At 69.7% G+C, this 22,683-nt stretch carries 20 protein-coding genes; 13 read left to right on the forward strand and 7 right to left on the reverse strand.

Annotation, left to right across the window (positions count from 1 at the left end):
* Positions 1-71: 71 nt before the first annotated feature.
* Positions 72-1,838: a BCCT family transporter gene (locus ACFVYE_RS08580; protein WP_383973921.1), complete on the forward strand. Its 1,767-nt coding sequence runs from the start codon at positions 72-74 to the stop codon at positions 1,836-1,838.
* A 140-nt stretch (positions 1,839-1,978) separates the two neighbouring features.
* On the forward strand, positions 1,979-3,616 hold the full coding sequence (locus ACFVYE_RS08585; RefSeq protein ID WP_383973919.1) for an ABC-F family ATP-binding cassette domain-containing protein: 1,638 nt from the start codon (positions 1,979-1,981) through the stop codon (positions 3,614-3,616).
* 125 nt (positions 3,617-3,741) lie between these two features.
* On the opposite strand, the gene ACFVYE_RS08590 is transcribed toward ACFVYE_RS08585, so the two are convergent.
* Positions 3,742-6,165, reverse strand: coding sequence for a Tex family protein (locus tag ACFVYE_RS08590; protein WP_383973917.1), 2,424 nt, complete (start codon positions 6,163-6,165; stop codon positions 3,742-3,744).
* A 124-nt stretch (positions 6,166-6,289) separates the two neighbouring features.
* A complete protein-coding gene (locus ACFVYE_RS08595; RefSeq protein WP_383973915.1) occupies positions 6,290-7,153 on the reverse strand; it encodes a hypothetical protein in 864 nt (287 codons plus the stop codon).
* 133 nt (positions 7,154-7,286) lie between these two features.
* Here ACFVYE_RS08595 and ACFVYE_RS08600 point away from each other — a divergent pair, with 133 nt between their 5' ends.
* Both ACFVYE_RS08600 and ACFVYE_RS08605 read left to right on the forward strand, forming a co-directional pair.
* The gene (locus ACFVYE_RS08600) at positions 7,287-8,249 is read left to right on the forward strand and encodes a GlxA family transcriptional regulator (RefSeq protein ID WP_383973913.1); all 963 of its coding nucleotides are present in this window, start codon (positions 7,287-7,289) and stop codon (positions 8,247-8,249) included.
* 19 nt (positions 8,250-8,268) lie between these two features.
* Positions 8,269-8,907: a DJ-1/PfpI family protein gene (locus tag ACFVYE_RS08605; protein WP_383973911.1), complete on the forward strand. Its 639-nt coding sequence runs from the start codon at positions 8,269-8,271 to the stop codon at positions 8,905-8,907.
* 11 nt (positions 8,908-8,918) lie between these two features.
* Here ACFVYE_RS08605 and ACFVYE_RS08610 read toward each other — a convergent pair whose 3' ends face one another.
* Positions 8,919-9,677: an enoyl-CoA hydratase/isomerase family protein gene (locus ACFVYE_RS08610; protein ID WP_389604721.1), complete on the reverse strand. Its 759-nt coding sequence runs from the start codon at positions 9,675-9,677 to the stop codon at positions 8,919-8,921.
* Positions 9,678-9,757: 80 nt separating this feature from the next.
* Between ACFVYE_RS08610 and ACFVYE_RS08615 the strand changes: the two genes are divergently transcribed.
* Together ACFVYE_RS08615 and ACFVYE_RS08620 are read left to right on the forward strand one after the other, a co-directional pair.
* On the forward strand, positions 9,758-10,381 hold the full coding sequence (locus ACFVYE_RS08615; protein ID WP_383979657.1) for an HdeD family acid-resistance protein: 624 nt from the start codon (positions 9,758-9,760) through the stop codon (positions 10,379-10,381).
* Positions 10,382-10,515: 134 nt separating this feature from the next.
* Complete coding sequence (locus tag ACFVYE_RS08620) at positions 10,516-10,971, forward strand: ATP-binding protein (RefSeq protein ID WP_383979655.1); 456 nt, start codon at positions 10,516-10,518, stop codon at positions 10,969-10,971.
* Between the two features lie 39 nt (positions 10,972-11,010).
* On the opposite strand, the gene idi is transcribed toward ACFVYE_RS08620, so the two are convergent.
* The 4 genes from idi to galE all read right to left on the reverse strand — a co-directional run bounded on the left by idi (position 11,011) and on the right by galE (position 15,317).
* Entirely contained in the window at positions 11,011-11,604 is a 594-nt protein-coding gene (idi, locus tag ACFVYE_RS08625) for an isopentenyl-diphosphate Delta-isomerase (protein ID WP_327271596.1), read from the reverse strand.
* A gap of 147 nt (positions 11,605-11,751) precedes the next feature.
* Positions 11,752-13,020, reverse strand: coding sequence for a bifunctional class I SAM-dependent methyltransferase/N-acetyltransferase (locus ACFVYE_RS08630; protein WP_383976607.1), 1,269 nt, complete (start codon positions 13,018-13,020; stop codon positions 11,752-11,754).
* Between the two features lie 207 nt (positions 13,021-13,227).
* Positions 13,228-14,169 carry a cation diffusion facilitator family transporter gene (locus ACFVYE_RS08635; protein ID WP_383976608.1) on the reverse strand — a complete coding sequence of 314 codons (942 nt, stop codon included), beginning with the start codon at positions 14,167-14,169 and terminating at the stop codon, positions 13,228-13,230.
* Positions 14,170-14,336: 167 nt separating this feature from the next.
* Positions 14,337-15,317: a UDP-glucose 4-epimerase GalE gene (galE, locus tag ACFVYE_RS08640; protein WP_383976610.1), complete on the reverse strand. Its 981-nt coding sequence runs from the start codon at positions 15,315-15,317 to the stop codon at positions 14,337-14,339.
* A 274-nt stretch (positions 15,318-15,591) separates the two neighbouring features.
* On the opposite strand from galE, the gene ACFVYE_RS08645 reads away from it, so the two are divergent.
* The 7 genes from ACFVYE_RS08645 to ACFVYE_RS08675 all read left to right on the forward strand — a co-directional run bounded on the left by ACFVYE_RS08645 (position 15,592) and on the right by ACFVYE_RS08675 (position 22,618).
* On the forward strand, positions 15,592-17,376 hold the full coding sequence (locus ACFVYE_RS08645) for a DUF5941 domain-containing protein (protein WP_383976612.1): 1,785 nt from the start codon (positions 15,592-15,594) through the stop codon (positions 17,374-17,376).
* On the forward strand, positions 17,373-18,110 hold the full coding sequence (locus ACFVYE_RS08650; RefSeq protein ID WP_389604725.1) for a sugar phosphate nucleotidyltransferase: 738 nt from the start codon (positions 17,373-17,375) through the stop codon (positions 18,108-18,110). Before ACFVYE_RS08645 ends, ACFVYE_RS08650 begins: the two co-directional genes overlap by 4 nt.
* Positions 18,098-19,159 carry an iron-containing alcohol dehydrogenase family protein gene (locus tag ACFVYE_RS08655; RefSeq protein WP_383976616.1) on the forward strand — a complete coding sequence of 354 codons (1,062 nt, stop codon included), beginning with the start codon at positions 18,098-18,100 and terminating at the stop codon, positions 19,157-19,159. Before ACFVYE_RS08650 ends, ACFVYE_RS08655 begins: the two co-directional genes overlap by 13 nt.
* Positions 19,137-19,922 (forward strand): CDP-alcohol phosphatidyltransferase family protein, encoded by a 786-nt coding sequence (locus ACFVYE_RS08660; RefSeq protein ID WP_382226947.1) that lies wholly within the window; start codon positions 19,137-19,139, stop codon positions 19,920-19,922. Before ACFVYE_RS08655 ends, ACFVYE_RS08660 begins: the two co-directional genes overlap by 23 nt.
* An 8-nt stretch (positions 19,923-19,930) precedes the next feature.
* Positions 19,931-20,803: a glycosyltransferase family 2 protein gene (locus tag ACFVYE_RS08665; protein WP_383976621.1), complete on the forward strand. Its 873-nt coding sequence runs from the start codon at positions 19,931-19,933 to the stop codon at positions 20,801-20,803.
* Positions 20,804-20,910: 107 nt separating this feature from the next.
* Positions 20,911-21,840, forward strand: coding sequence for an ABC transporter permease (locus tag ACFVYE_RS08670; protein ID WP_383976618.1), 930 nt, complete (start codon positions 20,911-20,913; stop codon positions 21,838-21,840).
* Complete coding sequence (locus tag ACFVYE_RS08675) at positions 21,833-22,618, forward strand: ABC transporter ATP-binding protein (protein WP_383976620.1); 786 nt, start codon at positions 21,833-21,835, stop codon at positions 22,616-22,618. The genes ACFVYE_RS08670 and ACFVYE_RS08675 overlap by 8 nt, the downstream gene beginning before the upstream one ends.
* Positions 22,619-22,683: the final 65 nt, after the last annotated feature.

The following is a 22,683-nucleotide window of genomic DNA, read 5'->3' on the forward strand; positions in this document are numbered from 1 at the left end:
CATGAGATGAGCGCCGCGTGTGGTACTGCCTACGGAGAGCGAAATCACAGCTTCCGTGAAAGGTGCCATTCGTGTCGCAGGACGAACAGAGAACGGGTGGCCGGGGCGATCTGCCGGTGACGGCGGACCTCCCCGGTGACCCGAACCGGGACCGGCACCCCACGACCGACCGGGTGGTGTTCTCGGTCACCGCCGTCCTCACGCTCGCCTTCGTGGTCTGGGGAGCCACCGCCACCGACTCGCTGGAGGACGTCTCCAGCTCCATGCTCAACGCTCTGATCCACAATGGTGGTTGGGCCTTCATGCTCGCCGCGTCCGGCTTCGTGGTCTTCGCCCTGTGGCTCGCCATCAGCCGCTACGGGAAGATCGCACTCGGACAGGAAGGGGAGGAGCCCGAATTCCACACCGTGTCCTGGGTCGCCATGATGTTCAGCGCCGGTATGGGCATCGGCCTGATGTTCTACGGAGTCAGCGAGCCGCTCGCCCACTTCACCAGCCCGCCGCCCGGCACCCGCCCCGCCGACGCCGCCGAGGCGATGCAGACGGCAATGGCCACCACCCTGTTCCACTGGACGCTCCACCCCTGGGCGATCTACGCAGTGGTCGGCCTGGCCATCGCGTACAGCACCTTCCGGCGCCGCAGGAGGCAGACGATCAGCGCCGTCTTCGAGCCGCTGATCGGTTCCCGGCACGCCCATGGCGGTCTCGGCCGGCTGATCGACATCCTCGCCATCTTCGCCACCCTCTTCGGCTCCGCCGCATCACTGGGTCTCGGCGCCCTCCAGATCGGCAGCGGCTTCCATGAGCTGCACTGGAGGGAGAAGACCGGCACCGGACTCCTCGTGCTGATCATCGGGGCGCTGACTGTCGCCTTCGTGGCCTCGGCGATCTCCGGCGTGGAGAAGGGCATCCAGTGGCTCTCCAACACCAATATGGTGCTCGCCCTGACCCTCGCCGTCTTCGTCTTCATCGCGGGTCCCACCATCATCGTGCTCGACCTGCTGCCCACTTCGATCGCCGCCTACTTCGGCAATCTGGCCCAGCTCGCCGGGCGTACCGAGGCGACCGGCAAGGGCGAGGTGGCCGAGTGGCTCGGCAACTGGACCGTCTTCTACTGGGCCTGGTGGATCTCCTGGACGCCCTTCGTGGGCATGTTCATCGCCCGCATCAGCCGTGGCCGCACCATCCGCCAGTTCATCGGCGGAGTCATCCTGGTGCCCAGTGCCGTCAGCCTGGTCTGGTTCGCGGTCTTCGGCGGTACGGCGATCAATCTGCAGGAGGCCGGCAAGCTCGGCACCGCCGTCACCCAGGAGGCCCAGCTCTTCGGAGTGCTCCAGCAGTTCCCGATCGCAACGGCGATGAGTCTGCTGGTCATGATCCTGGTCGGCATCTTCTTCGTCTCGGGCGCGGACGCCGCATCCATCGTGATGGGCACGCTCTCCCAGAAGGGCATCCTCGAACCGGCCAAGTGGATCGTCGTCTTCTGGGGTGTGGTCACCGGGGCGGTGGCGGCGATCATGCTGCTCATCGGCAACGGCAGGGGCGATGCGCTCGCCGGACTCCAGAACCTGACAATCCTGGTGGCCGCGCCGTTCACCTTCGTGATGATCGGTATGTGCGTGGCTCTGATGCGTGACCTGCGTCAGGACCCGCTGATCGTACGACGTGAGTTCGGCGTGGAAGCCGTCGAATCAGCGGTCATCGAAGGGCATGCGAAGTATGCCGGCGACTTCGAGATCCGGATCGGCCCGGGCGGCAGCCGGATCACCACCGGGCTGCACGAGGACCGGGGCCCGGAACAGGGCCCCGCCGGCCCGCCGAGCCCGCAGGACGGCTGACGACGCCCGCCGCCCGGCCGGCAGCTCGGCGGTCCGGCCTCCACGCCCCCACCATCCGCACCCGCGCCGCACCTGCTCTGCGAATCGTGACCGGCCGGGCTGCTCCGCCCTCTCCGGCCGCGATTAGGATCGACACCCTGATGACTGCCACTCTCGTCGCCAAAGACCTCGCTGCCGGACACGGCGACCGCACACTCTTCGCCGGGCTCGACCTCGTCGTCGCGCCCGGTGATGTGATCGGTCTCGTCGGTGTCAACGGCGCCGGTAAATCGTCCCTGCTCCGGCTGCTCGCCGGACTCGACCGGCCGGAGGAGGGCGAGCTGCGGCTCTCCCCGCCCACCGCCACCGTCGGCCACCTTCCGCAGGAGCCGGAGCGGCGTCCGCAGGAGACCGTGCGGGAGTTTTTGGCCCGCCGCACCGGCGTCGCCGATGCCCAGACCGCGATGGACGAGGCGACGCAGGCCCTCGTCGACGGGGCGCCGGGCGCGGACGACGCGTACTCCGAGACCCTGGAACGCTGGCTGGCTCTCGGCGGGGCGGACCTGGACGAGCGTGCCGAGGAGGTCGCCGCCGACCTCGGACTGACCGTCGGCCTCGACCTGCCGATGACCGCACTCTCCGGGGGGCAGGCAGCCCGCGCGGGCCTGGCTTCCCTCCTGCTCTCCCGCTACGACATCTTCCTGCTCGACGAGCCCACCAACGACCTCGACCTGGACGGCCTGGAGCGGCTGGAGCGCTACGTCTCCGGGCTGCGCGCAGGCACGGTCGTCATCAGCCACGACCGCGAATTCCTGATGCGTACGGTCACCAAGGTCCTCGAACTGGACCTGGCCCAGCAGCAGATCAATCTGTACGGCGGCGGATACGCGGCCTATCTGGAGGAGCGCGAGCGGGCTCGCAGGCATGCCCGTGAGGAGTTCGAGGAGTACGCCGACAAGCGCTCCGCCCTCGAAGGCCGCGCGCAGATGCAGCGCGGCTGGATGGACAAGGGCGTCAAGAACGCTCGCCGCAAGGCCACCGACAGCGACAAGATGGGCCGCAAGTTCCGCAGCGAATCGAGCGAGAAGCAGGCCGCGAAGGCCAGGCAGACGCAGCGCATGATCGAACGGCTCGATGTCGTCGACGAGCCGCGCAAGGAATGGGAACTGCGGATGGAGATCGCCGCCGCACCCCGCTCCGGCTCGGTCGTCGCAACTCTCCGCGAAGCGCAGGTCGTACGCGGCGACTTCGGCTTCGGCCCGGCATCCCTGCAGATCGACTGGGCGGACCGGGTCGCCATCACCGGTGCCAACGGAGCGGGCAAGTCCACCCTCCTCGCCGCACTTCTGGGCCGCCTCCCGCTGGATGCCGGGCACGCGACGCTCGGCTCGGGAGTGGTGGTCGGAGAGGTCGACCAGGCGCGCAAGCTGTTCCACGGCTCGGAGTCGCTCCTGGAGGCGTTCTGCGCGGCCGTCCCCGACACCGAACCGGCCGAAGTCCGTACGTTGCTCGCCAAGTTCGGCCTGCGCGCGGACCATGTGATGCGTCCCGCGACGACACTCTCACCGGGCGAACGCACGAGGGCGGCGCTCGCCCTGCTCCAGGGCAGGGGCGTCAACCTCCTCGTCCTCGACGAGCCGACGAACCACCTCGACCTGCCCGCGATCGAGCAGCTGGAATCGGCGCTGGAGTCGTACACGGGGACGCTGCTGCTGGTCACGCACGACCGCCGAATGCTGGAAGCGGTACGGACGACGCGGCGCGTCGAGGTGGTGGACGGCAAGGTGAAGGAGCTGTGAGGGGCTCCTCGGGCAATTTCGGCCCGTCCGGCGTCTGAGGAGCGGGGTCCGGGGCGGAGCCCCGGTTTCGGGCAGGGAGGGGGCGGCCTCGCGCAGCGGACCGCACCCCACCCCCAACCCCGACGTCAGCCCCTCTTACCGCCCTGCTTCGGATCCGTCAGCCCGGCCCGCCGCAACGCATCCGCCATCGCGCTGTTCACCGGCGCCGGCGCCGGACGGGCAGAGCCGCCGCCACCACCGCCACCGCGCCGGTCACGGTCCTGACCGCCCTGCCCCTGCCGCTGGCGCGGCGGCCGGCCACCCTGGCCACCGGCCTGGCCGCCTCGCTCGCCCCGCTCCCGCCTGGGTCCGCCGCCCTGGGACGCGCCCCCCGCCGACGCCTCGTCGTCCAGCCGCAGCGTCAGCGAGATCCGCTTCCGCGGAATGTCGACATCCATGACCTTGACCTTCACGATGTCGCCCGGCTTCACGACATCCCGCGGGTCCTTAACGAAGGTGCGCGACATCGCCGACACATGTACCAGGCCGTCCTGATGCACACCGATGTCCACGAACGCACCGAACGCCGCGACATTGGTCACGACGCCCTCCAGCACCATCCCGGACGCCAGATCACCGATCTTCTCGACGCCCTCCTTGAAGGTGGCCGTCCTGAACGCGGGACGCGGGTCACGCCCCGGCTTCTCCAGCTCCTTCAGGATGTCGGTGACGGTCGGCAGACCGAACTTCTCGTCCACGAAGTCGTCGGCCCGCAGTGACCGCAGCACACTCGTGTTGCCGATCAGTGAGGCGACGTCACTGCTTGTCCGCTTCACCATCGCCCGCACCACCGGGTACGCCTCCGGGTGCACGCTCGACGCGTCCAGCGGATCGTCGCCCCGGATGCGCAGGAAGCCCGCGCACTGCTCGTACGCCTTCGGGCCCAGCCGCGCCACATCCTTGAGCGCCTTGCGTGACCGGAACGGCCCGTTCGCATCACGGTGCGCGACAATGTTCTCGGCGAGCCCCGAGCCGATCCCCGAGACCCGTGAAAGCAGCGGCGCCGACGCGGTGTTGACGTCGACACCGACACCGTTCACACAGTCCTCGACGACCGCGTCCAGCGAGCGCGACAGCTTCACCTCGGACAGGTCGTGCTGGTACTGGCCGACACCGATCGACTTCGGGTCGATCTTCACCAGCTCTGCGAGGGGGTCCTGCAGCCGCCGCGCGATCGAGACGGCGCCGCGCAATGACACGTCCATGTCGGGGAGCTCCTGCGAGGCGAAGGCCGAGGCCGAGTACACCGAGGCGCCCGCCTCCGACACCATCACCTTGGTGAGCTTCAACTCGGGGTGCTTGTCGATGAGTTCACCGGCGAGCTTGTCGGTCTCGCGGGACGCCGTACCGTTGCCGATCGCGATCAGGTCGACGGAGTGGGCCTTCGCCAGCTGCTCCAGCTTGGCCAGCGACTGGTCCCACTTGTTCGCCGGGACGTGCGGGTGGATGACATCCGTCGCGACGACCTTGCCGGTCGCGTCGACGACGGCGACCTTCACACCCGTGCGGAAACCGGGGTCGAGCCCCAGTGTGGCCCGAGTCCCGGCCGGCGCGGCAAGCAGCAGATCGCGCAGGTTCGACGCGAAGACGCGTACCGCCTCATCCTCCGCCGCCGTACGCAGCCGCAGTCGCAGATCGATACCGAGGTGCACCAGGATCCGGGTCCGCCAGGCCCAGCGCACGGTGTCGCCGAGCCACTTGTCGCCGGGGCGGCCGCGGTCGCCGACCCCGAAGCGCCGGGCGACCATGTTCTCGTACGTCGAAGGGCCGGGCGTCCCGGAGGGCTCCTCCGGCTCCATGACCAGGTCGAGCACGTCCTCCTTCTCGCCCCGCAGCATCGCGAGCACCCGGTGCGAGGGCAGCGCGGTGAACGGCTCCGCGAAGTCGAAGTAGTCGGCGAACTTCGCCCCCGCCTCCTCCTTGCCGTCCCGCACCTTGGCGGCCAGCCGCCCGCGCGACCACATGCGCTCACGCAGCTCACCGATCAGATCGGCGTCCTCCGAGAACCGCTCGGTGAGGATGGCGCGGGCCCCCTCCAGCGCGGCCGCACCGTCCGCGACGCCCTTGTCGGCGTCGACGAAGGCGGCTGCGGCGGCGAGCGGTTCCACCGACGGGTCGCCGAGCAGGCCGTCGGCGAGCGGTTCGAGCCCCGCCTCCCTGGCGATCTGCGCCTTCGTGCGCCGCTTGGGCTTGAACGGCAGATAGATGTCCTCAAGGCGCGCCTTGGTGTCGGCGGCCCGGATCTGCGCCTCCAGCGCCTGGTCCAGCTTGCCCTGTTCGCGTACCGAGTCGAGGATCGCCGTACGACGGTCCTCCAGCTCCCGCAGATACCGCAGCCGCTCCTCGAGCGTGCGCAGCTGCGCATCGTCGAGCATCTCGGTCGCTTCCTTGCGGTAGCGCGCGATGAACGGCACGGTCGACCCGCCGTCGAGCAGCTCGACGGCCGCCTTCACCTGCCGCTCGCGTACGCCGAGCTCCTCGGCGATCCTGCCTTCGATGGACGTCGTCACGGTTCTACCGACTCGCCTTCTCGTACTGGCTGTGCTTACCGGGGCGGGGCCCCTTCGCCTGCATTGTGCCGGGTGGCCGGGCGCCGTGTCGCCCGACCACCCCACTTGTCCGCCGGTCGGCGGCTCAGCCCTTGCCGATCAGATCGGCCGGGAATGCGCCCGCCGAGGCCGCCGTGAGCAGGAATCCGCGCGCCAGCTCGGTCAGCCGCGCCACACCCTCCTCGCCCAGATGCTCGTACGGGGCCTGGTCCATCCGGTCCGTGGCGTCCTCCAGATCTGCCCGCAGTGCGATACCCGCCTGCGTCAACTCGCCCTCGCCGTCCAGGAGTCCACGTCCGCGCAGCCGCTCGGACGCCTCCTCCCAGTCGCTGCGGCGCCAGCCGCGGGTGGCGAGGACCCAGCGCGGGGACATTCCCTTGCCGGTCGCCGTGTGGCTGACCAGGGCCTCCACCGGGTCGAGACCGGCCGCGAGGAGAGCTGCGAGATGGCCGTCGCCGCGGTGTTCGCGCAGCAGCGTCCCCGCGTGCCAGTACGCCAGATGCGGCTGCTCGGGCACCGGAAGATCGGCATGGGCGGCGTAGAGCGGCCGGGCGTGTCGGGTGCACGCCTCGGCGGCGCGGAGCGCCAGTTCGGCCGCCTCGGCCAGTTCGGGGGAGGCGATGATCTCCTCGCCCAGCAGTCGGCGCAGCGTGGAGTCGGCGGCGCGAAGCCGGGCGTCCAGGACCGCCTGCGGCGAGGCGACGGACCAGACGGCGGGCAGGTGCCGGGCGACGAGGTCGTGGTTGAAGTTGTAGAAGGCCGCGGTGACCGTGCCGGGGCCGACGGCGCCCAGCGCCGCCCCGCGCGCGGCGAAGTAGGCGGCGTTCGAGTCGTCGATGCCGAGCTCTCCGAGCTCCTTGCCGAGGTCGGGGGAGAAGTAGACCGTCGAGTGCAACGGGTTGATGGCGTTGTGGCAGCGGCGTCCGGCGCGCGGCGGCAGAGTACTCATGACGAGAACGTTACCGACTGGTCAGTACGTTCCGTAACCCCGGGGCGACGCCCAATCCTGTGAGCCCGGCATGGCAGAAAACATGGGATTTTCGTCATTGCGGCCATGCTCCTGGATGCCCAGGATGGCAGTCATGACGCAGCGATCCGTACTCGTCGTCCTCTTCGACGGCGTCCAGAGCCTCGATGTGACCGGCCCGGTGGAGGTCTTCGCCGGGGCCTCCCACTTCCCCGGAGCCGGGTACGGACTGCGCACCGCCTCCCTCGACGGCGCCCCGGTCCGTACCAGCAGCGGCCTGACCCTCGTCCCGGACGGCGGCCTCGCCGACGCAGAACCGCCGCACACCCTCCTCGTCCCGGGCGGCCAGGGCACCCGAACCCCCGACCCGGCGCTCGTCGACTGGTTGCGGGACCACGCCCCGCACGCCGAACGGCTCGTCTCCGTCTGCACCGGTGCGCTGCTGCTCGCCGCGGCCGGACTGCTGGACGGGCACCGGGTGACCACGCACTGGACGGTCTGCGAGCACCTCGCCCGCAGCTACCCGGCCGTCGAGGTCGACCCGGACCCGATCTTCGTACGCGACGGCAGACTGGCCACCTCCGCCGGAGTCACTGCCGGTATCGACCTCGCCCTCGCACTCGTCGAGGAGGACCACGGCAGGGACATCGCGCTCACCGTCGCCCGCCACCTGGTGGTCTTTCTGCGCAGACCCGGGAATCAGGCTCAGTTCAGTGCCCAGCTCACCGCCCAGACCGCCCGGCGCGAACCGCTGCGCGAGGTCCAGCACTGGATCACCGAGCACCCCGGCGACGATCTCTCCGTCGAGGCGCTCGCCGCCCGCGCCCGCCTCTCGCCCCGCCACTTCGCCCGCGCCTTCCGGGCCGAGACAGGCCTCACACCGGGCCGTTACGTCGACCGGGTACGCCTCGAACACGCCCGTCGGCTGCTGGAGGACACCACCGACGGCGTAACCGGCATCTCACGCGCCTGCGGCTACGGCACCCCGGAGGCCATGCGCCGCGCGTTCACCAAGGCCCTCGGCACGGCACCCGCCGAATACCGCCGACGCTTCCGGACCCGGCCCGCCATCGACTGACCGAACGAAAGGAACCCCCATGCAGATCGCCATCGTCCTCTTCGACCGCTTCACCTCGCTCGACGCCGTGGGCCCCTACGAAATGCTTGCCCGCACCCCCGGCGCCGAGACCGTGTTCGTCGCCGAACGGACCGGACCGGTGCGCAACGACAACGGCAGCCTCGCGCTCGTCGCCGACAAGACCTTCGCCGATGTACCTGCACCGGATGTGGTGGTCGTCCCCGGCGGCCCCGGCCAGAGCGACCAGATGGAGAACGAGGCACTGCTCGGCTGGCTGCGCGCGGCCGACGCCACCAGCACCTGGACCACCTCCGTCTGCACCGGTTCTCTGCTGCTCGCCGCGGCCGGACTGCTGAAGGGCCGCCGCGCCACGTCGCACTGGCTCGCGCTGGACATTCTGAAGAGCTTCGGCACGGACGTGACCGGCGAACGCGTCGTCTTCGACGGCAAGTACGTCACGGCAGCGGGCGTCTCCTCCGGCATCGACATGGGGCTGACCCTGCTCGGCCGGATCGCGAACGACGAGCATGCCATGGCCGTACAGCTGCTGACCGAGTACGACCCGCAGCCGCCGTACGACGCGGGCTCACCGGCGAAGGCCCCGGCGGCACTGGTCGAGGAGTTCCGCGCCAAGAGCCGCTTCATCCTCGAGCAGTAGCCGCGGGGGCGTCACGACCCCGTCGTCCAGGTGAAGCGCGGCGCGCGCCGCTCCAGGAACGCGGCGACACCCTCCGCGGTGTCGCCGCTGCGCCGCGCCTGCTCCGCCCAGTAGGCGTCCCGGTCCTCGCGCCCGGTGGCGAACTCCTTCGCTGACGCCTGCGTCAGCTGCGAGCGCGCTGCCAGGGTCCGTGCGTAGGAGTCGACCCGCTTGTCCAGCTCACCGGCCGGCAGCACCTCGTCCACCAGACCGGTCCGCAGCGCCCGTGCGGTGTCGATCAGCTCGCCGGAGAACAGCAGATGCTTCGCGGCGGCCGGCCCGATCAGTGCCACCAGCCGCCGGGTCGACGACGCGGCGTACACGATCCCGAGCTTGGCCGGTGTCACGCCGAACGACGCACCCTCCTCGGCGAACCGCAGATCACAGGCGGCCGCGAGCTGGCTGCCGCCGCCCACGCAGTAGCCGCGGACCGCCGCCAGCGTCGGCCCGGGGAAGGCGGCCAGCGCCTCCTCGGCCAGCACGGCGAGCGCCTGCGGATCGACCGCCGGATCCCGGAGCGAGGCGATGTCCGCACCGGCACAGAAGGTGTCCCCGGCGCCCGTCAGTACCAGCACCCGGACCGCGGGGTCGGCGGCCAGCCGCTCCAGGAGACCGGGCAGCGTGCTCCACATCGCGGCCGTCATCGCATTGCGTTTGGCGGGGTTGCTGATGACGACAGTGGCGACACCGCCCGCGACGGTGTGCTCCAGCCGGGGCTCCGTAGGGTCCATGCGCCGGATGCTATCCGTACCGTTCGAACCTATGATCAAGAAGGGGTCGTCGGACAGGCACGCACCGTGAGGAGCTTCCAGTGGCCGATCCCGCAGTCGAGGGCAAGAAGCTGAGCCGTAGTTTCGGCCGGCTGGCGCTGCTCGGTGCCCTTCTCGCCACGGCCGGTCTGGTCGGCCTCGTCTACACCGGCGTCGCGACGCTCACCTCGATGCTCCTCTTCGGCTGGCTTCTGCTGATCGGCGGCCTCGTCGGGCTGCTCCACGCCATCGAGTCCCGCGGCACCAACTACTTCTGGCTGGGCGTCGTGGTGGCCGCACTGAACATCGCCGCCGGAGTCGTCGTCATCCGTCATCCGCACGGCACGGCCGAGGCGCTGACCATGTTCGCCGCGCTGCTCTTCCTGACCGGTGGGTTGTTCCGGCTGGTGGGCAGCGTCGTGGTGCGTGGTCCGCAGTTCGGCTGGACGCTGCTGCAAGGAGCTTTCGGCCTGCTGCTGGGGCTGCTGGTGCTCTTCGACTGGCCGCACAGCAGCCTCTATGTGCTCGGCCTCTTCTTCTCACTGGCGCTGCTCTTCGACGGGCTCGGCCTGATCGCGATCGGGGTCGGCGGCCGCCGTATCGTCTCCATGGTCTCGGATCAACAGGTGGCCGGAGAGCTACCGGACACGCCCACCGGAGAGGATCAGAACCGGTCCAGGAGTTGATGGTTTCGAGCGTCTCCGGCCAAAACATGTCGATAGAAGTGGACTTTTGTTAAGCAGCACGGTCCGGACCAACTACGCCCCGCACTCTGTACTCGACGTGCAGTCACCATCGAGTCGAGAGCGGGTACCGGACTATGGAGAGCCGCGGGAGTGTCCCCGCCCGGCCCGTGTCGTACGAGGGAGTCTGGCGGTTCACCGCCCCGGCCGTGGACGTCTCCGTACCGCAGGCCAGGCACGCCGTACGCGATCTGCTGAGCCGCCAGGGCGTGCCGATGGACGATGACATCGCCGAGGGTCTGCTGCTCATCGTCTCCGAGCTGGTCACCAATGCCGTGAAGCATGCCGCGCTGCTCTCGCCGGAGCTCGCCGTCGAGGTGGCCGTCGGCGCGGAATGGGTCAGAGTGTCCGTCGAGGACAACCATCCCTACCGTCCGACGGCCCTGGAGACGGACTACGCGCAGACCGGCGGGCGCGGCCTGCTCCTGGTCCGGGAGATCACCCGGGAAGCGGGCGGCGCCTGCGATGTGGAACACACCGCAGGCGGCGGAAAGATCATCTGGGCGGCACTGCCGCTGCGCCCGCAGCTCTGACCACCCGCACTCGCTGCGGCAACCGGTGCCCTCCGCCCGCTACCAGCCGGCGGACGGTCCGGTCAGCTCCCTGATCGCAGGCCGTGCGGCATCCAGCACCGTCATGAACCAGGCCGAGAACGGCGCCCGGGCATGCTGCTCGGTCAGCTCATCGGCTGTCACGAACGCGGTCTCGCCGACTTCCTCCGGGTCCGGGTGCAACTGGTCCTGCGCCATTCCCACGAAGAGATGGTTGAACTCCTGCTCCACCAGGCCGGAGGCCGGGTCGGGGTGGTTGTAGCGGACCGTGCCCGCCTCCGCCAGCAGGGAGGGCGAGACCCCCAGCTCCTCGTACGTACGCCGGGCGGCGGCGGCGAAGGGCGCCTCGCCCGGGTAGGGGTGGCCGCAGCAGGTGTTCGACCAGACACCGGGGGAGTGGTACTTGCCGAGCGCGCGGCGCTGCAGCAGCAGCCTGCCCTGCTCGTCGAAGAGGAACACCGAGAAGGCCCGGTGCAGTTGACCGGGCGGCTGGTGAGCGGCGAGCTTCTCCGCCGTACCGATGGTGGTGCCGTTCTCATCGACCAGTTCGAGCATGATCGCTTCTGCTGTGCCGTTCGACGAGCTGTTCGCCGCGGTGGCTGGTGTGGTCGGCATACCCATCCTTCGCTATGGTCCCGGCCCCGTGCGCCGGTCCCGTCGAGTCCGCTCAAGTCTGCCGTACAAAAGCCGCTTGTCCGCACTTCGGGTCCTGGCATGTCCGGCCCCACCGCACCACGGGGTGCGGCGGGGCCGGACGGCACGTCAGACGCCGAAAGCCGCCGGGTAATGGATCGTGCCCTGCGGCACCGGCACGGAGTCGTCGAGCACCAGAGCCATCATCGCTTCGTCCGGGACGTCGAAGCCCGGCCGGATCCCGTACCGGGACGCCGGTACGAAACCGAACCTCGGGTAGTACTCGGGATGACCGAGTACCAGGACGAGCGGCTCGCCCCGCAGCCGGGCCGCGTCGAGCGCGGCCCGCACCACGGCCTGCCCGGCACCCTGCCGCTGACGGTCCGGGGCCGTCGCCACCGGGGCCAGCGCGAGAGCCGGCGCGTCCCCGACCCGGCACCGGGTCAGCAGCGCGTACGCCGCGATGTCGCCGTCCGGGCCGTCCAGCGCGACGTACCCGAGGCCGGGCAGCCAGGCCGCCGGATCGGTGCGCAGCGCGTCGACGAGAGCGGCTTCGTCCGGCGTCGGGAACGCGGCGGCGTTGACCGCGTGCACGGCCTCGATGTCCGCCGCCGTCTCCGGCCGGGTCGTCCAGCGTGGGTCGGCGGGGCGCAGTGCGTAGCAGGCGTAGCCGTACTCCGTACCGTGGTCGCGCCGCATGGCCAGCTCCTCGCGGCTCGCCGCGAGCGCCCACTCCATACCTGGAGCCGACGTGTCGGCGGCCTCGACACGCTCGGCGAGCGGGACGTAGTACTCGTCCCAGTCGCTGTCGGGCTGCACCCGCACCCCGAGGACGTGGTAGCCGGCCGCCACGGCTGCCGCGGTGTTGTCCGCCACGGGGCGCAGCGAGGTCTCCTGCTCCCAGAAGGCGCGGGCTTCGTCCGTCGGCGCGTCCGTCGTCCAGACGCACTCGCTGACGACGAGGGAGCCGCCCGGGGCGAGCAGCCGCTTCCAGTCACGCAGAGCGGTGTCGAAACCGATGATGTACGCGGACCCCTCGGCCCAGACGAGATCGAACGCCCCGTCCGGGAAGCCGGGACCGGAGAGCTCGGCCATGTCGGCCCGGACCGTATGGATACGGTCGCCGAGCCCACGGGCCTCGGCCGCCTCGCGCAATTCGTCGAGAAACGGCTCGTGGAGATCGACGGCGGTCACCTCTGCGCCCGCCTCGGCGGCGAGCAGCAGTGCGGCGCGGCCGGGCCCGCAGCCCAGATCGAGCACGCGCGGACGGTGCGGCAACGGGCCGGTGAGCCCCAGCAGCCGCCGGGTGGTGGCATCGGAGCCGGGGCTCTGTCGGGGCAGGTTGTGGTGCAGGGAGAAGAACGCCTCGGAACGGACGGCGTGATCGTTGTCGGTCAACGTGGGAAACCCTTGTGTGAGGGCTCCGGCCAACGTGTCGACCCGGTGCGAGTCGGGCGCTAGCCGAGAACCAGGGAGATGAAGAGGGACCGGATGCTGCGCCGGGCAGGCGCCGTCGCGACGGTCATCAACCTCAGCTCCTCTCTCGGACACGGGGAGGCCCACGCACCCCGCCGAATACCCTACACGGCCCTGCTGAACGGCAGTTCAGTGGCAGAGCTTGGCCTCGTGCTCGGCATGGCCGCTCGGCTCCAGCTGGAATGTGCAGTGCTCCACGTCGAAGTGGACACCGAGGCAGCCCTGCAGTTCGTGGAGAAGCTTCTCGTGACCGATCGAATCGAGCATGTCCTGGCGCACCACCACATGGGCGGAGAGCACCGGCATCCCCGACGTGATCGTCCAGGCATGCAGGTCATGGACGTCCAGCACTCCGGGCAGGGCGGTGATGTGGGCCCGCACCTCAGCCATGTCGACGCCCTTGGGCGCCGCCTCAAGCAGCACATTGAGCGTCTCTCTGAGCAGTTTCACCGTACGGGGGACGATCATCAGGCCGATCACCAGCGAGGCGATCGGGTCGGCGGCCTGCCAGCCCGTGGCCAGGATGATTCCTGCCGAGATCAGCACGGCGAACGAGCCGAGCGTGTCCGCGAGCACCTCCAGATAGGCGCCGCGCACATTGATGCTGTCCTTCTGGCCCCGGAGCAGCAGCGACAGGGAGACCATGTTGGCGACCATGCCGACCAGGGCGAAGACGATCGTCAGTCCGCCCCTGGTCTCGGCCGGGGTGATGAAGCGCTGGATCGCCTCGAAGAGCAGAAAGCCGCCCACACCGAGCAGCAGCAGACAGTTGGCCAGGGCGGCGAGGATCTCGGCGCGGGCGAAGCCGAAGGTGCGATTGAGCCCGGCCGGCCGATTGGCGAAGTGGATCGCCAGCAGCGCCATGCCCAGCCCCAGGGCGTCGGTCGCCATATGGGCCGCGTCGGCGATCAGGGCGAGCGAGTCGGAGAGCAGCCCCCCGACGATCTCCATGACCATCACGGTGAGCGTGATGCACAGCGCGATCCGCAGCCGTCCCTTGTACGCGGCAGCTGCCGTGCCGGTGGGCGGTGGCCCGCCGTGTGTGTGCCCGTGGTCGTGCCCTGCCCCCATGGGGACGCCTCCCGGTCGTCTCGCGGACTCGGACGCGATCCGCCCGAGCACTGCCAGTGAACTACGGGTGGGGGGTATCGGGCAACACGGCACTGAACACCGTTGTCATATGCCCTGACCTGCGGAAATGGCTGCAGGTCAGGGCTGTGGGAGTGATCGCCGGCGGCTCAGTTGCCCCGTGCCTCGGGGTGGTGCAGGCACCAACCCTGCCAGGCCGACTCGACCATCTCGCGTACCCCGCGCCGGGCCGTCCAGCCGAGCTCCTCGGACATCCGGACGGCGGACGCGACGGCCTTCGCCGCATCGCCGGGGCGGCGCGCCTCGATCTCCGGCTTCTCCGGCCGGCCGCTGACCTCGCCCACCAGATCGGCGAGCTCACGCACCGAGACGCCCTCGCCGCGGCCGATGTTCACGGTCAGGTCCCCGGCGTCCTGCTCGGCCAGCCTCCGGGCGATGGCGAGATGCGCGTCGGCGAGGTCCGCGACATGGATGTAGTCGCGGATGCAGGTGCCGTCGGGTGTCGGATAGTCGTCACCGAAGATCCGGGGGGACTCGCCGCGGGTCAGCCGGTCGAAGAACATCGGAATCACATTGAAGACACCGGTGTCCGACAGTTCCGGCGCGGCCGCTCCGGCCACGTTGAAGTAGCGCAGACAGCCGGTGGACAGGGAGTGTGCCCTTCCGGTCGCCCGGACCAGCCACTCCCCGGCGAGCTTCGTCTCACCGTACGGATTGATCGGAGCACAAGGAGTGTCCTCGGTGATGAGTTCCACATCCGGTACGCCGTACACCGCGGCCGAGGACGAGAACAGGAAGCGCCGCACACCGGCGGCGACGACGGCCTCCAGGAGGACGGTCAGCCCGGCCACGTTCTCCCGGTAGTACAGCAGCGGCTTCTCGACGGACTCGCCGACCTGCTTCTTCGCTGCGAGATGCACCACACCGGTCACGTCGTACCGAGCCAGTACCCGGTCGAGCAGCGCACGGTCGGCGGCCGAGCCCCGGACCAGCGGAACATCCGCCGGGAGCCGCTCGACGACACCGGTCGAAAGGTCGTCTAGGACGACCACCCGCTCACCGGCACCCGTCATGGACCGCACTACATGTGCACCGATATATCCCGCTCCGCCTGTGATCAGCCATGTCATGCGGGTCAGCCTAGGTGTATGCCATCGCGTTTTGTCAGCTGAGGCGGGGATCGACGATGATGATCGCGGACGGCGCCGCATGATGCCGGTCCACCCCGAACGGAGCACAAACGGGCAGTGAACTCCCGCTTCCGTTCATCCGATAGCCTCTGCCGACATGCCGCCGGCCCGCTTGTGGGCCGCACTGTCGCGCGCCGACCCCGTCAGCACCAAGGAGTGAGTTCGTCTGTCGACCGCCATCCTCACCGGTGCACCGGTACCCGGATCGTCGCTCGTGGACGATCTGCGGGCACTGGGCTTCGACGTACAGATCGCCGCCGATGTGGCCGAGGCCGCACGGCTGCTCTCGGCCGTCCCCGCCGACCGCCGCGTCGCACTGGTCGACCCCCGTTTCGTCGGCCATGTCCATGCCCTCCGGCTCGGGCTGACCGACCCGCGCTTCCCCGCCGCCACCGTGCCCGGTGCGCTCACCGCGCAGCCGGAGGCGCGCCCCGCGCTCGTCCGCGCCCTGAGCACCACCGCCGCGGCCGTCGGGGCGGGCGTCCCGACCGGCCCGGGCGCGGCCACTGCGACGGTCACCGACCGGACCGTGCCGGGCCGCCTCGCCGTCACCATGGACGCCGAAGGCACCGCTGTGCAGCGCCCCGAGCTCGGCTCGCTGGTCGCCGCCGTCCCGGTCGACGAGCCCGCGCGCACCACCGCGCAGAGCGCCGTCGCCGCGGTCGACGACGAGGCGGTACGGCTGCGCAGCGCCGTGAAGGCCCACGACGGCTTCTTCACCACGTTCTTCATCAGCCCGTACTCCCGCTACATCGCCCGCTGGTGCGCCCGCCGCGGTCTCACTCCGAACCAGGTCACCACCGCATCCCTGCTCACCGCGCTGATCGCGGCGGGCAGCGCCGCGACCGGCACCCGCGGCGGCTACATCGCCGCCGGACTGCTGCTGCTCTTCTCCTTCGTCCTGGACTGCACCGACGGGCAGCTTGCCCGCTACTCGCTGCAGTACTCGACGATGGGTGCCTGGCTGGACGCCACCTTCGACCGGGCCAAGGAGTACGCGTACTACGCGGGCCTCGCGCTCGGCGCCGCCCGCGGCGGTGACGACGTATGGGCACTGGCCCTCGGCGCGATGGTGCTCCAGGCCTGCCGCCATGTCATCGACTTCTCGTTCAACGAGGCGAACCATGACGCGGTGGCCAATTCGAGCCCCACGGCAGCCCTCTCCGACCGGCTCGACAGCGTCGGCTGGACGGTCTGGCTGCGCCGGATGATAGTGCTGCCGATCGGCGAGCGCTGGGCGATGATCGCGGTACTGACCGCGGTGACCACGCCCCGGATCGTCTTCTACGCCCTGCTCATCGGCTGCGCCTTTGCGGCCTGCTACACCACCGCGGGCCGCCTGCTGCGCTCGCTGACCCGCAAGGCGGAGCGCACCGACCGCGCCGCCCGGGCACTCGCCGACCTGGCCGACTCCGGTCCCATTGCCCAGATCGTGGCGGTACGGGGCCCCCGGATCGGGGGCGCCTGGAGCGCACCTGTGATCGCGCTCGTCGGCGCCGGTGCACTGATCGCCGCAGCTGTGCAGCAGCCGTTCGGCAGCAAGCAGATGATCTTCGCCGCGGTGTTCTACGCGATCTGCTCGGGCATAGCCGTGGCCCGCCCCCTCAAGGGCGCCCTCGACTGGCTCGTACCCCCGATATTCAGGGCGGCGGAGTACTGCACCGTCCTCGTTCTCGCCGCCCGCAGCGATGTACCGGGAGCCCTTCCGGCAGCCTTCGGGCTGGTCTCGGCCGTCGCCTACCATCACTACGACACGGTGTACCGCATTCGCGGCGGCACCGGCGCGCCGCCCCAGTGGCTGGTACGCACGATCGGTGGGCACGAGGGCCGCACTCTGGTGGTGGCCGTACTCGCCGCCGTACTCACTCAGCATTCAGCGTTCACCGTGGCACTCACCGCTCTCGCGGTGGCTGTGGCACTGGTGGTGCTCGTGGAGTCCATCCGCTTCTGGGTGTCCTCCGGAGCACCCGCCGTACACGACGAAGGAGAACCCGCATGATCGGCCTCGTACTGGCAGCCGGTGCAGGACGGCGTCTGCGCCCCTACACCGACACGCTCCCGAAGGCTCTCGTGCCTGTCGACGGCGAGAAGACGGTCCTGGACATGACGCTGGCGAACTTCGCGGAGATCGGCCTCACCGAGGTCGCCGTCGTCGTCGGCTACCGCAAGGAAGCCGTGTACGACCGCAAGGCCGAGCTCGAGGCGAAGTACGGAGTGACCCTCACCCTGATCGACAACGACAAGGCCGAGGAGTGGAACAACGCCTACTCCCTGTGGTGCGCCCGTGACGTCCTGACGCGCGGCGTCATCCTGGCCAACGGCGACACCGTCCACCCGGTCTCTGTCGAGAAGACCCTGCTCGCCGCCCGGGGCAACGGCCAGAAGATCATCCTCGCCCTCGACACGGTGAAGCACCTCGCCGACGAGGAGATGAAGGTCATCACCGAGGGCGACAAGGGTGTGCGACGCATCACCAAGCTGATGGACCCGGCCACCGCGACCGGTGAGTACATCGGTGTCACCCTCATCGAGCCGGAGGCCGCCGCGGAGCTCGCCGACGCCCTGAAGGCGACGTTCGAGCGCGACCCCGACCTCTACTACGAGGACGGCTACCAGGAGCTCGTGAACCGTGGCTTCACCGTCGACGTGGCCCCCATCGGCGAAGTGACGTGGGTCGAGATCGACAACCACGACGACCTCGCGAAGGGCCGTGAGATCGCGTGCCAGTACTGACCCGGCTCATCCCGTCCCCGGTCGTCGTCGACATCCGCCGCGGCGCCCTGGACGATCTGGCCGGTCTCCTCGCCGACCAGCGGATCTCCGCCTCCGGCAAACTCGCCGTCGCGATCAGCGACGGTTCGGGGCGCGCCCTGCGCGAGCGGCTGGCCCCCGCGCTGCCCGGCGCCCACTGGTACCCGGTCACCGACGGCACCCTCGACTCGGCCGTCAAGCTCGCCGACGACATCAAGGGCAACCGGTACGACGCCGTGGTCGGCCTCGGCGGCGGCAAGATCGTCGACGTGGCGAAGTACGCCGCGGCGCGCGTCGGCCTGCCCATGGTCGCGGTGGCGACGAACCTCGCCCACGACGGTCTCTGCTCGCCGGTCGCGACACTGGACAACGACAACGGCCGGGGCTCCTACGGAGTACCCACCCCGATCGCCGTCGTCATCGACCTCGACATCGTCCGCGAGGCACCGGCCCGCTTCGTGCGCTCCGGCATCGGCGACGCGGTCTCCAACATCTCCTGCGTGGCCGACTGGGAACTCGCCCACGAGGTCAACGGCGAGGAGATCGACGGACTCGCCGCGGCCATGGCCCGGCAGGCCGGCGAGGCGGTGCTGCGCCACCCCGGCGGGATCGGTGACGACGCCTTCCTCAAGGTGCTGGCCGAGGGCCTCGTGCTGACCGGCATCTCGATGTCGGTCGCCGGGGACTCCCGGCCGGCCTCGGGCGCCTGCCACGAGATCAACCACGCCTTCGACCTGCTGTACCCCAAGCGTGCGGCGAGCCACGGCGAGCAGGTCGGCCTCGGCGCCTGCTTCGCCATGCATCTGCGCGGTGCGCGCGAGGACTCGCTGCTCATGGCGGTCACACTGCGCCGCCACGGACTGCCCGTCCTGCCCGAAGACATCGGTTTCACCGCCGACGAGTTCGTCCAGGCCGTCGACTACGCCCCGCAGACCCGCCCGGGACGCTTCACGATCCTGGAACACCTCAACCTGTCCACCGACCAGATCAGGGACGCGTACGCCGACTATGCCAAGACCATCAGTAGCTGAACTCCGCCCGGTCGTTCACCCGGACGGAGTGAAGGACCGGCGCAGCGGTGAGCACTGGGCCGGGCGCATGTACATGCGAGAGATCTCGCTGCACATGGACCCGTACCTGGTGAACACGAAGATCACGCCGAACCAGCTCACCTACCTCATGGTGGTCGTGGGCGTCATAGGCGGCGCCGCCCTGCTGATCCCGGGGCTGACCGGCGCGATCCTGGCGGTCGTGCTGTTCCAGATCTATCTCCTGCTCGACTGCGTCGACGGGGAGGTCGCCCGCTGGCGCAAGCAGACCTCGATCACCGGTGTCTACCTCGACCGGATCGGCCACTACCTCTGCGAGGCGGCCCTCCTGGTCGGCTTCGGCATCCGGGGTGCGGACGTCTTCCACCAGAACGGCACCTCGACCAACTGGCTGTGGGCGTTCCTCGGGACGCTCGCCGCGCTCGGCGCGATCCTGATCAAGGCCGAGACCGACCTGGTCGACGTCGCCCGTCAGCGCAGCGGACTGCCCGCCGTCAAGGACGAGGCGTCCGTGCCGCGCTCCTCCGGTCTGGCGCTCGCCCGCCGCGCCGCTGCCGCGCTGAAGTTCCACCGCCTCGTCGGCGGCATCGAGGCCAGCCTCTTCATTCTGGTGGCCGCGATCCTCGATGTGGTCCACGGCGATCTGTTCTTCAGCCGCCTCGGCATCGCGATCCTGGCCGGCATCGCCATCGTCCAGACCCTCCTGCACCTCGTTTCGATCCTGGCGTCGAGCAGGCTGAAGTGAGCACCCCCATGAAGCTCGGCGCGGTCATCATCACGATGGGCAACCGTCCCGAAGAGCTGCGCGCCCTCCTCGATTCGGTCGCCAAGCAGGACGGCGACCGGATCGAAGTGGTGGTCGTCGGCAACGGCGCCCCCGTACCGGACGTCCCCGCGGGTGTACGCACCGTCGAGCTGCCCGAGAACCTCGGCATCCCGGGTGGTCGCAACGTCGGGATCGAGGCCTTCGGCACGTCCGGCGCCGATGTGGACGCTCTGCTCTTCCTCGACGACGACGGGCTGCTGCCGCTCACCGACACCGCCGAGCTGTGCCGGCAGGCGTTCGAGGCAGATCCCGAGCTGGGCATCATCAGCTTCCGTATCGCCGACCCCGACACCGGCGTCACCCAGCGCCGCCACGTGCCGCGGCTGCGTGCCGCCGATCCGATGCGCTCCTCGCGCGTGACGACCTTCCTCGGTGGCGCCAACGCCGTACGCAGCAAGGTCATCGCCGAGGTCGGGCCGCTGCCCGGCCAGTTCTTCTACGCGCACGAGGAGACGGATCTCGCCTGGCGGGCACTGGACGCCGGCTGGATGATCGACTACCGCGCGGACATGGTTCTCAACCACCCGACGACCGCCCCGTCGCGGCACGCGGTGTACCACCGCATGGTGGCCCGCAACCGGGTCTGGCTGGCCCGGCGCAATCTGCCCGCGCCGCTGGTCCCCGTCTACCTCGGCGTGTGGCTGCTGCTGACCCTGCTGCGCAAGCCCTCCGGCCCGGCTCTCAAGGCATGGTTCGGCGGCTTCCGGGAAGGCTGGTCCACGCCGTGCGGAACCCGCCGTCCGATGAGGTGGCGCACGGTATGGCGGCTGACCAGACTCGGCCGACCTCCCGTGATCTGAGAGGCTTTCCTCTGAGAGCATGAGTCGTACGTTTTCTCCACGGGACCTGTCCGCTCCGAGCCGCGCCCGCGACTGGCTGCGCATCCTGAATACGAGAGTTTCATCTGGTGAGTGACACAACCCATGATGGTGCGGTCGCACTGAGCACCCCACCATCCGCCGACGGCGGCCTGAGCTCGGCCGAGATGGCCACCAAGTACGGCCTGACGGTGAGCGGCGCCCGGCCAGGGCTCTTCGAGTACATCCGGCAGCTCTGGGGCCGCCGCCACTTCATCATGGCGTTCTCCAGGGCGAAGCTGACCGCCCAGTACAGCCAGGCGAAGCTCGGCCAGCTGTGGCAGGTGGCCACACCCCTGCTCAACGCCCTGGTCTACTACCTGATCTTCGGGCTGATCCTGGGTACCAGGAAGGGAATGACCCAGGAGGTCTTCATCCCGTTCCTGGTGACAGGCGTCTTTGTCTTCACCTTCACCCAGAGCTCGGTGATGGCGGGTGTACGGGCCATCTCCGGCAACCTCGGACTGGTCCGGGCGCTGCACTTCCCGCGCGCCTCGCTGCCCATCTCGTTCTCGCTGCAGCAGCTCCAGCAGCTGCTGTTCTCGATGATCGTGCTCGCGGTCGTGGCCGTCGCCTTCGGCAGCTATCCGGGTCCCTCCTGGCTGCTGATCATTCCGGCGCTGGTGATGCAGTTCTTCTTCAACACCGGACTGGCGATGATCATGGCCAGGCTCGGCAGCAAGACCCCCGACCTCGCCCAGCTGATGCCGTTCGTCATGCGGACCTGGATGTACGCGTCGGGCGTCATGTTCTCCATCCCGGTGATGCTCAAGGACAAGCCGGACTGGATCGCCAACGTGCTCCAGTACAACCCGGCGGCCATCTACATGGACCTGATCCGCTTCGCGCTGATCGACGGCTACGGCTCGGAGAACCTGCCGTCGCACGTCTGGGTCGTGGCGCTCGCCTGGGCGGTCCTCGTCGGCGTCGTGGGCTTTGTGTACTTCTGGAAGGCAGAGGAACGGTACGGCCGTGGCTGAGGACAACACTTCGGGGCGCGTCCCCACCGTCATCGCCGACGATGTGCACATCGTGTACCGGGTCAATGGCGCGGGCGGAGGCAGGGGCAGCGCCACCGCGGCGCTGAGCCGGATACTGCGCCGCGGCAAGGGCGAGTCGCGCGGGGTGCGGAAGGTGCACGCCGTCCGCGGTGTCTCCTTCACCGCCTACCGCGGCGAGGCCATCGGTCTCATCGGGACCAACGGCTCCGGCAAGTCGACCCTGCTGCGGGCCATCGCCGGTCTGCTGCCGACCGAGCACGGCAAGGTGTACACCGACGGCCAGCCGTCGCTGCTCGGCGTGAACGCGGCGCTGATGAGCGATCTGACCGGCGAGCGCAACGTGGTGCTCGGCGGTCTCGCGATGGGTATGTCGCGCGAGGAGATCCGCGAGCGCTACCAGGGCATCGTCGACTTCTCCGGCATCAATGAGAAGGGCGACTTCATCACCCTTCCGATGCGGACGTACTCCTCCGGTATGGCTGCCCGGCTGCGTTTCTCCATCGCCGCCGCGAAGAACCACGACGTGCTCATGATCGACGAGGCGCTGGCGACCGGTGACCGCAAGTTCCAGATCCGCTCCGAGAAGCGCATCAGGGAGCTCCGCAAGGAGGCGGGCACCGTCTTCCTGGTCAGCCACAGCAACAAGTCCATCAGGGACACCTGTGACCGGGTGCTGTGGCTGGAAAAGGGCGAGCTGCTGATGGACGGACCGACGGACGAGGTCCTCAAGGCGTACGAGCGCGAGACCGGGAAATAGCTGCTCCCGGGTCCCGTGACAGCGAGGGGGGGGGGGGGCCGGGGGGTGGGGGGGGGGGGGGGGGG

Source organism: Streptomyces sp. NPDC058239 (assembly GCF_042882185.1).
Classification (GTDB): domain Bacteria; phylum Actinomycetota; class Actinomycetes; order Streptomycetales; family Streptomycetaceae; genus Streptomyces.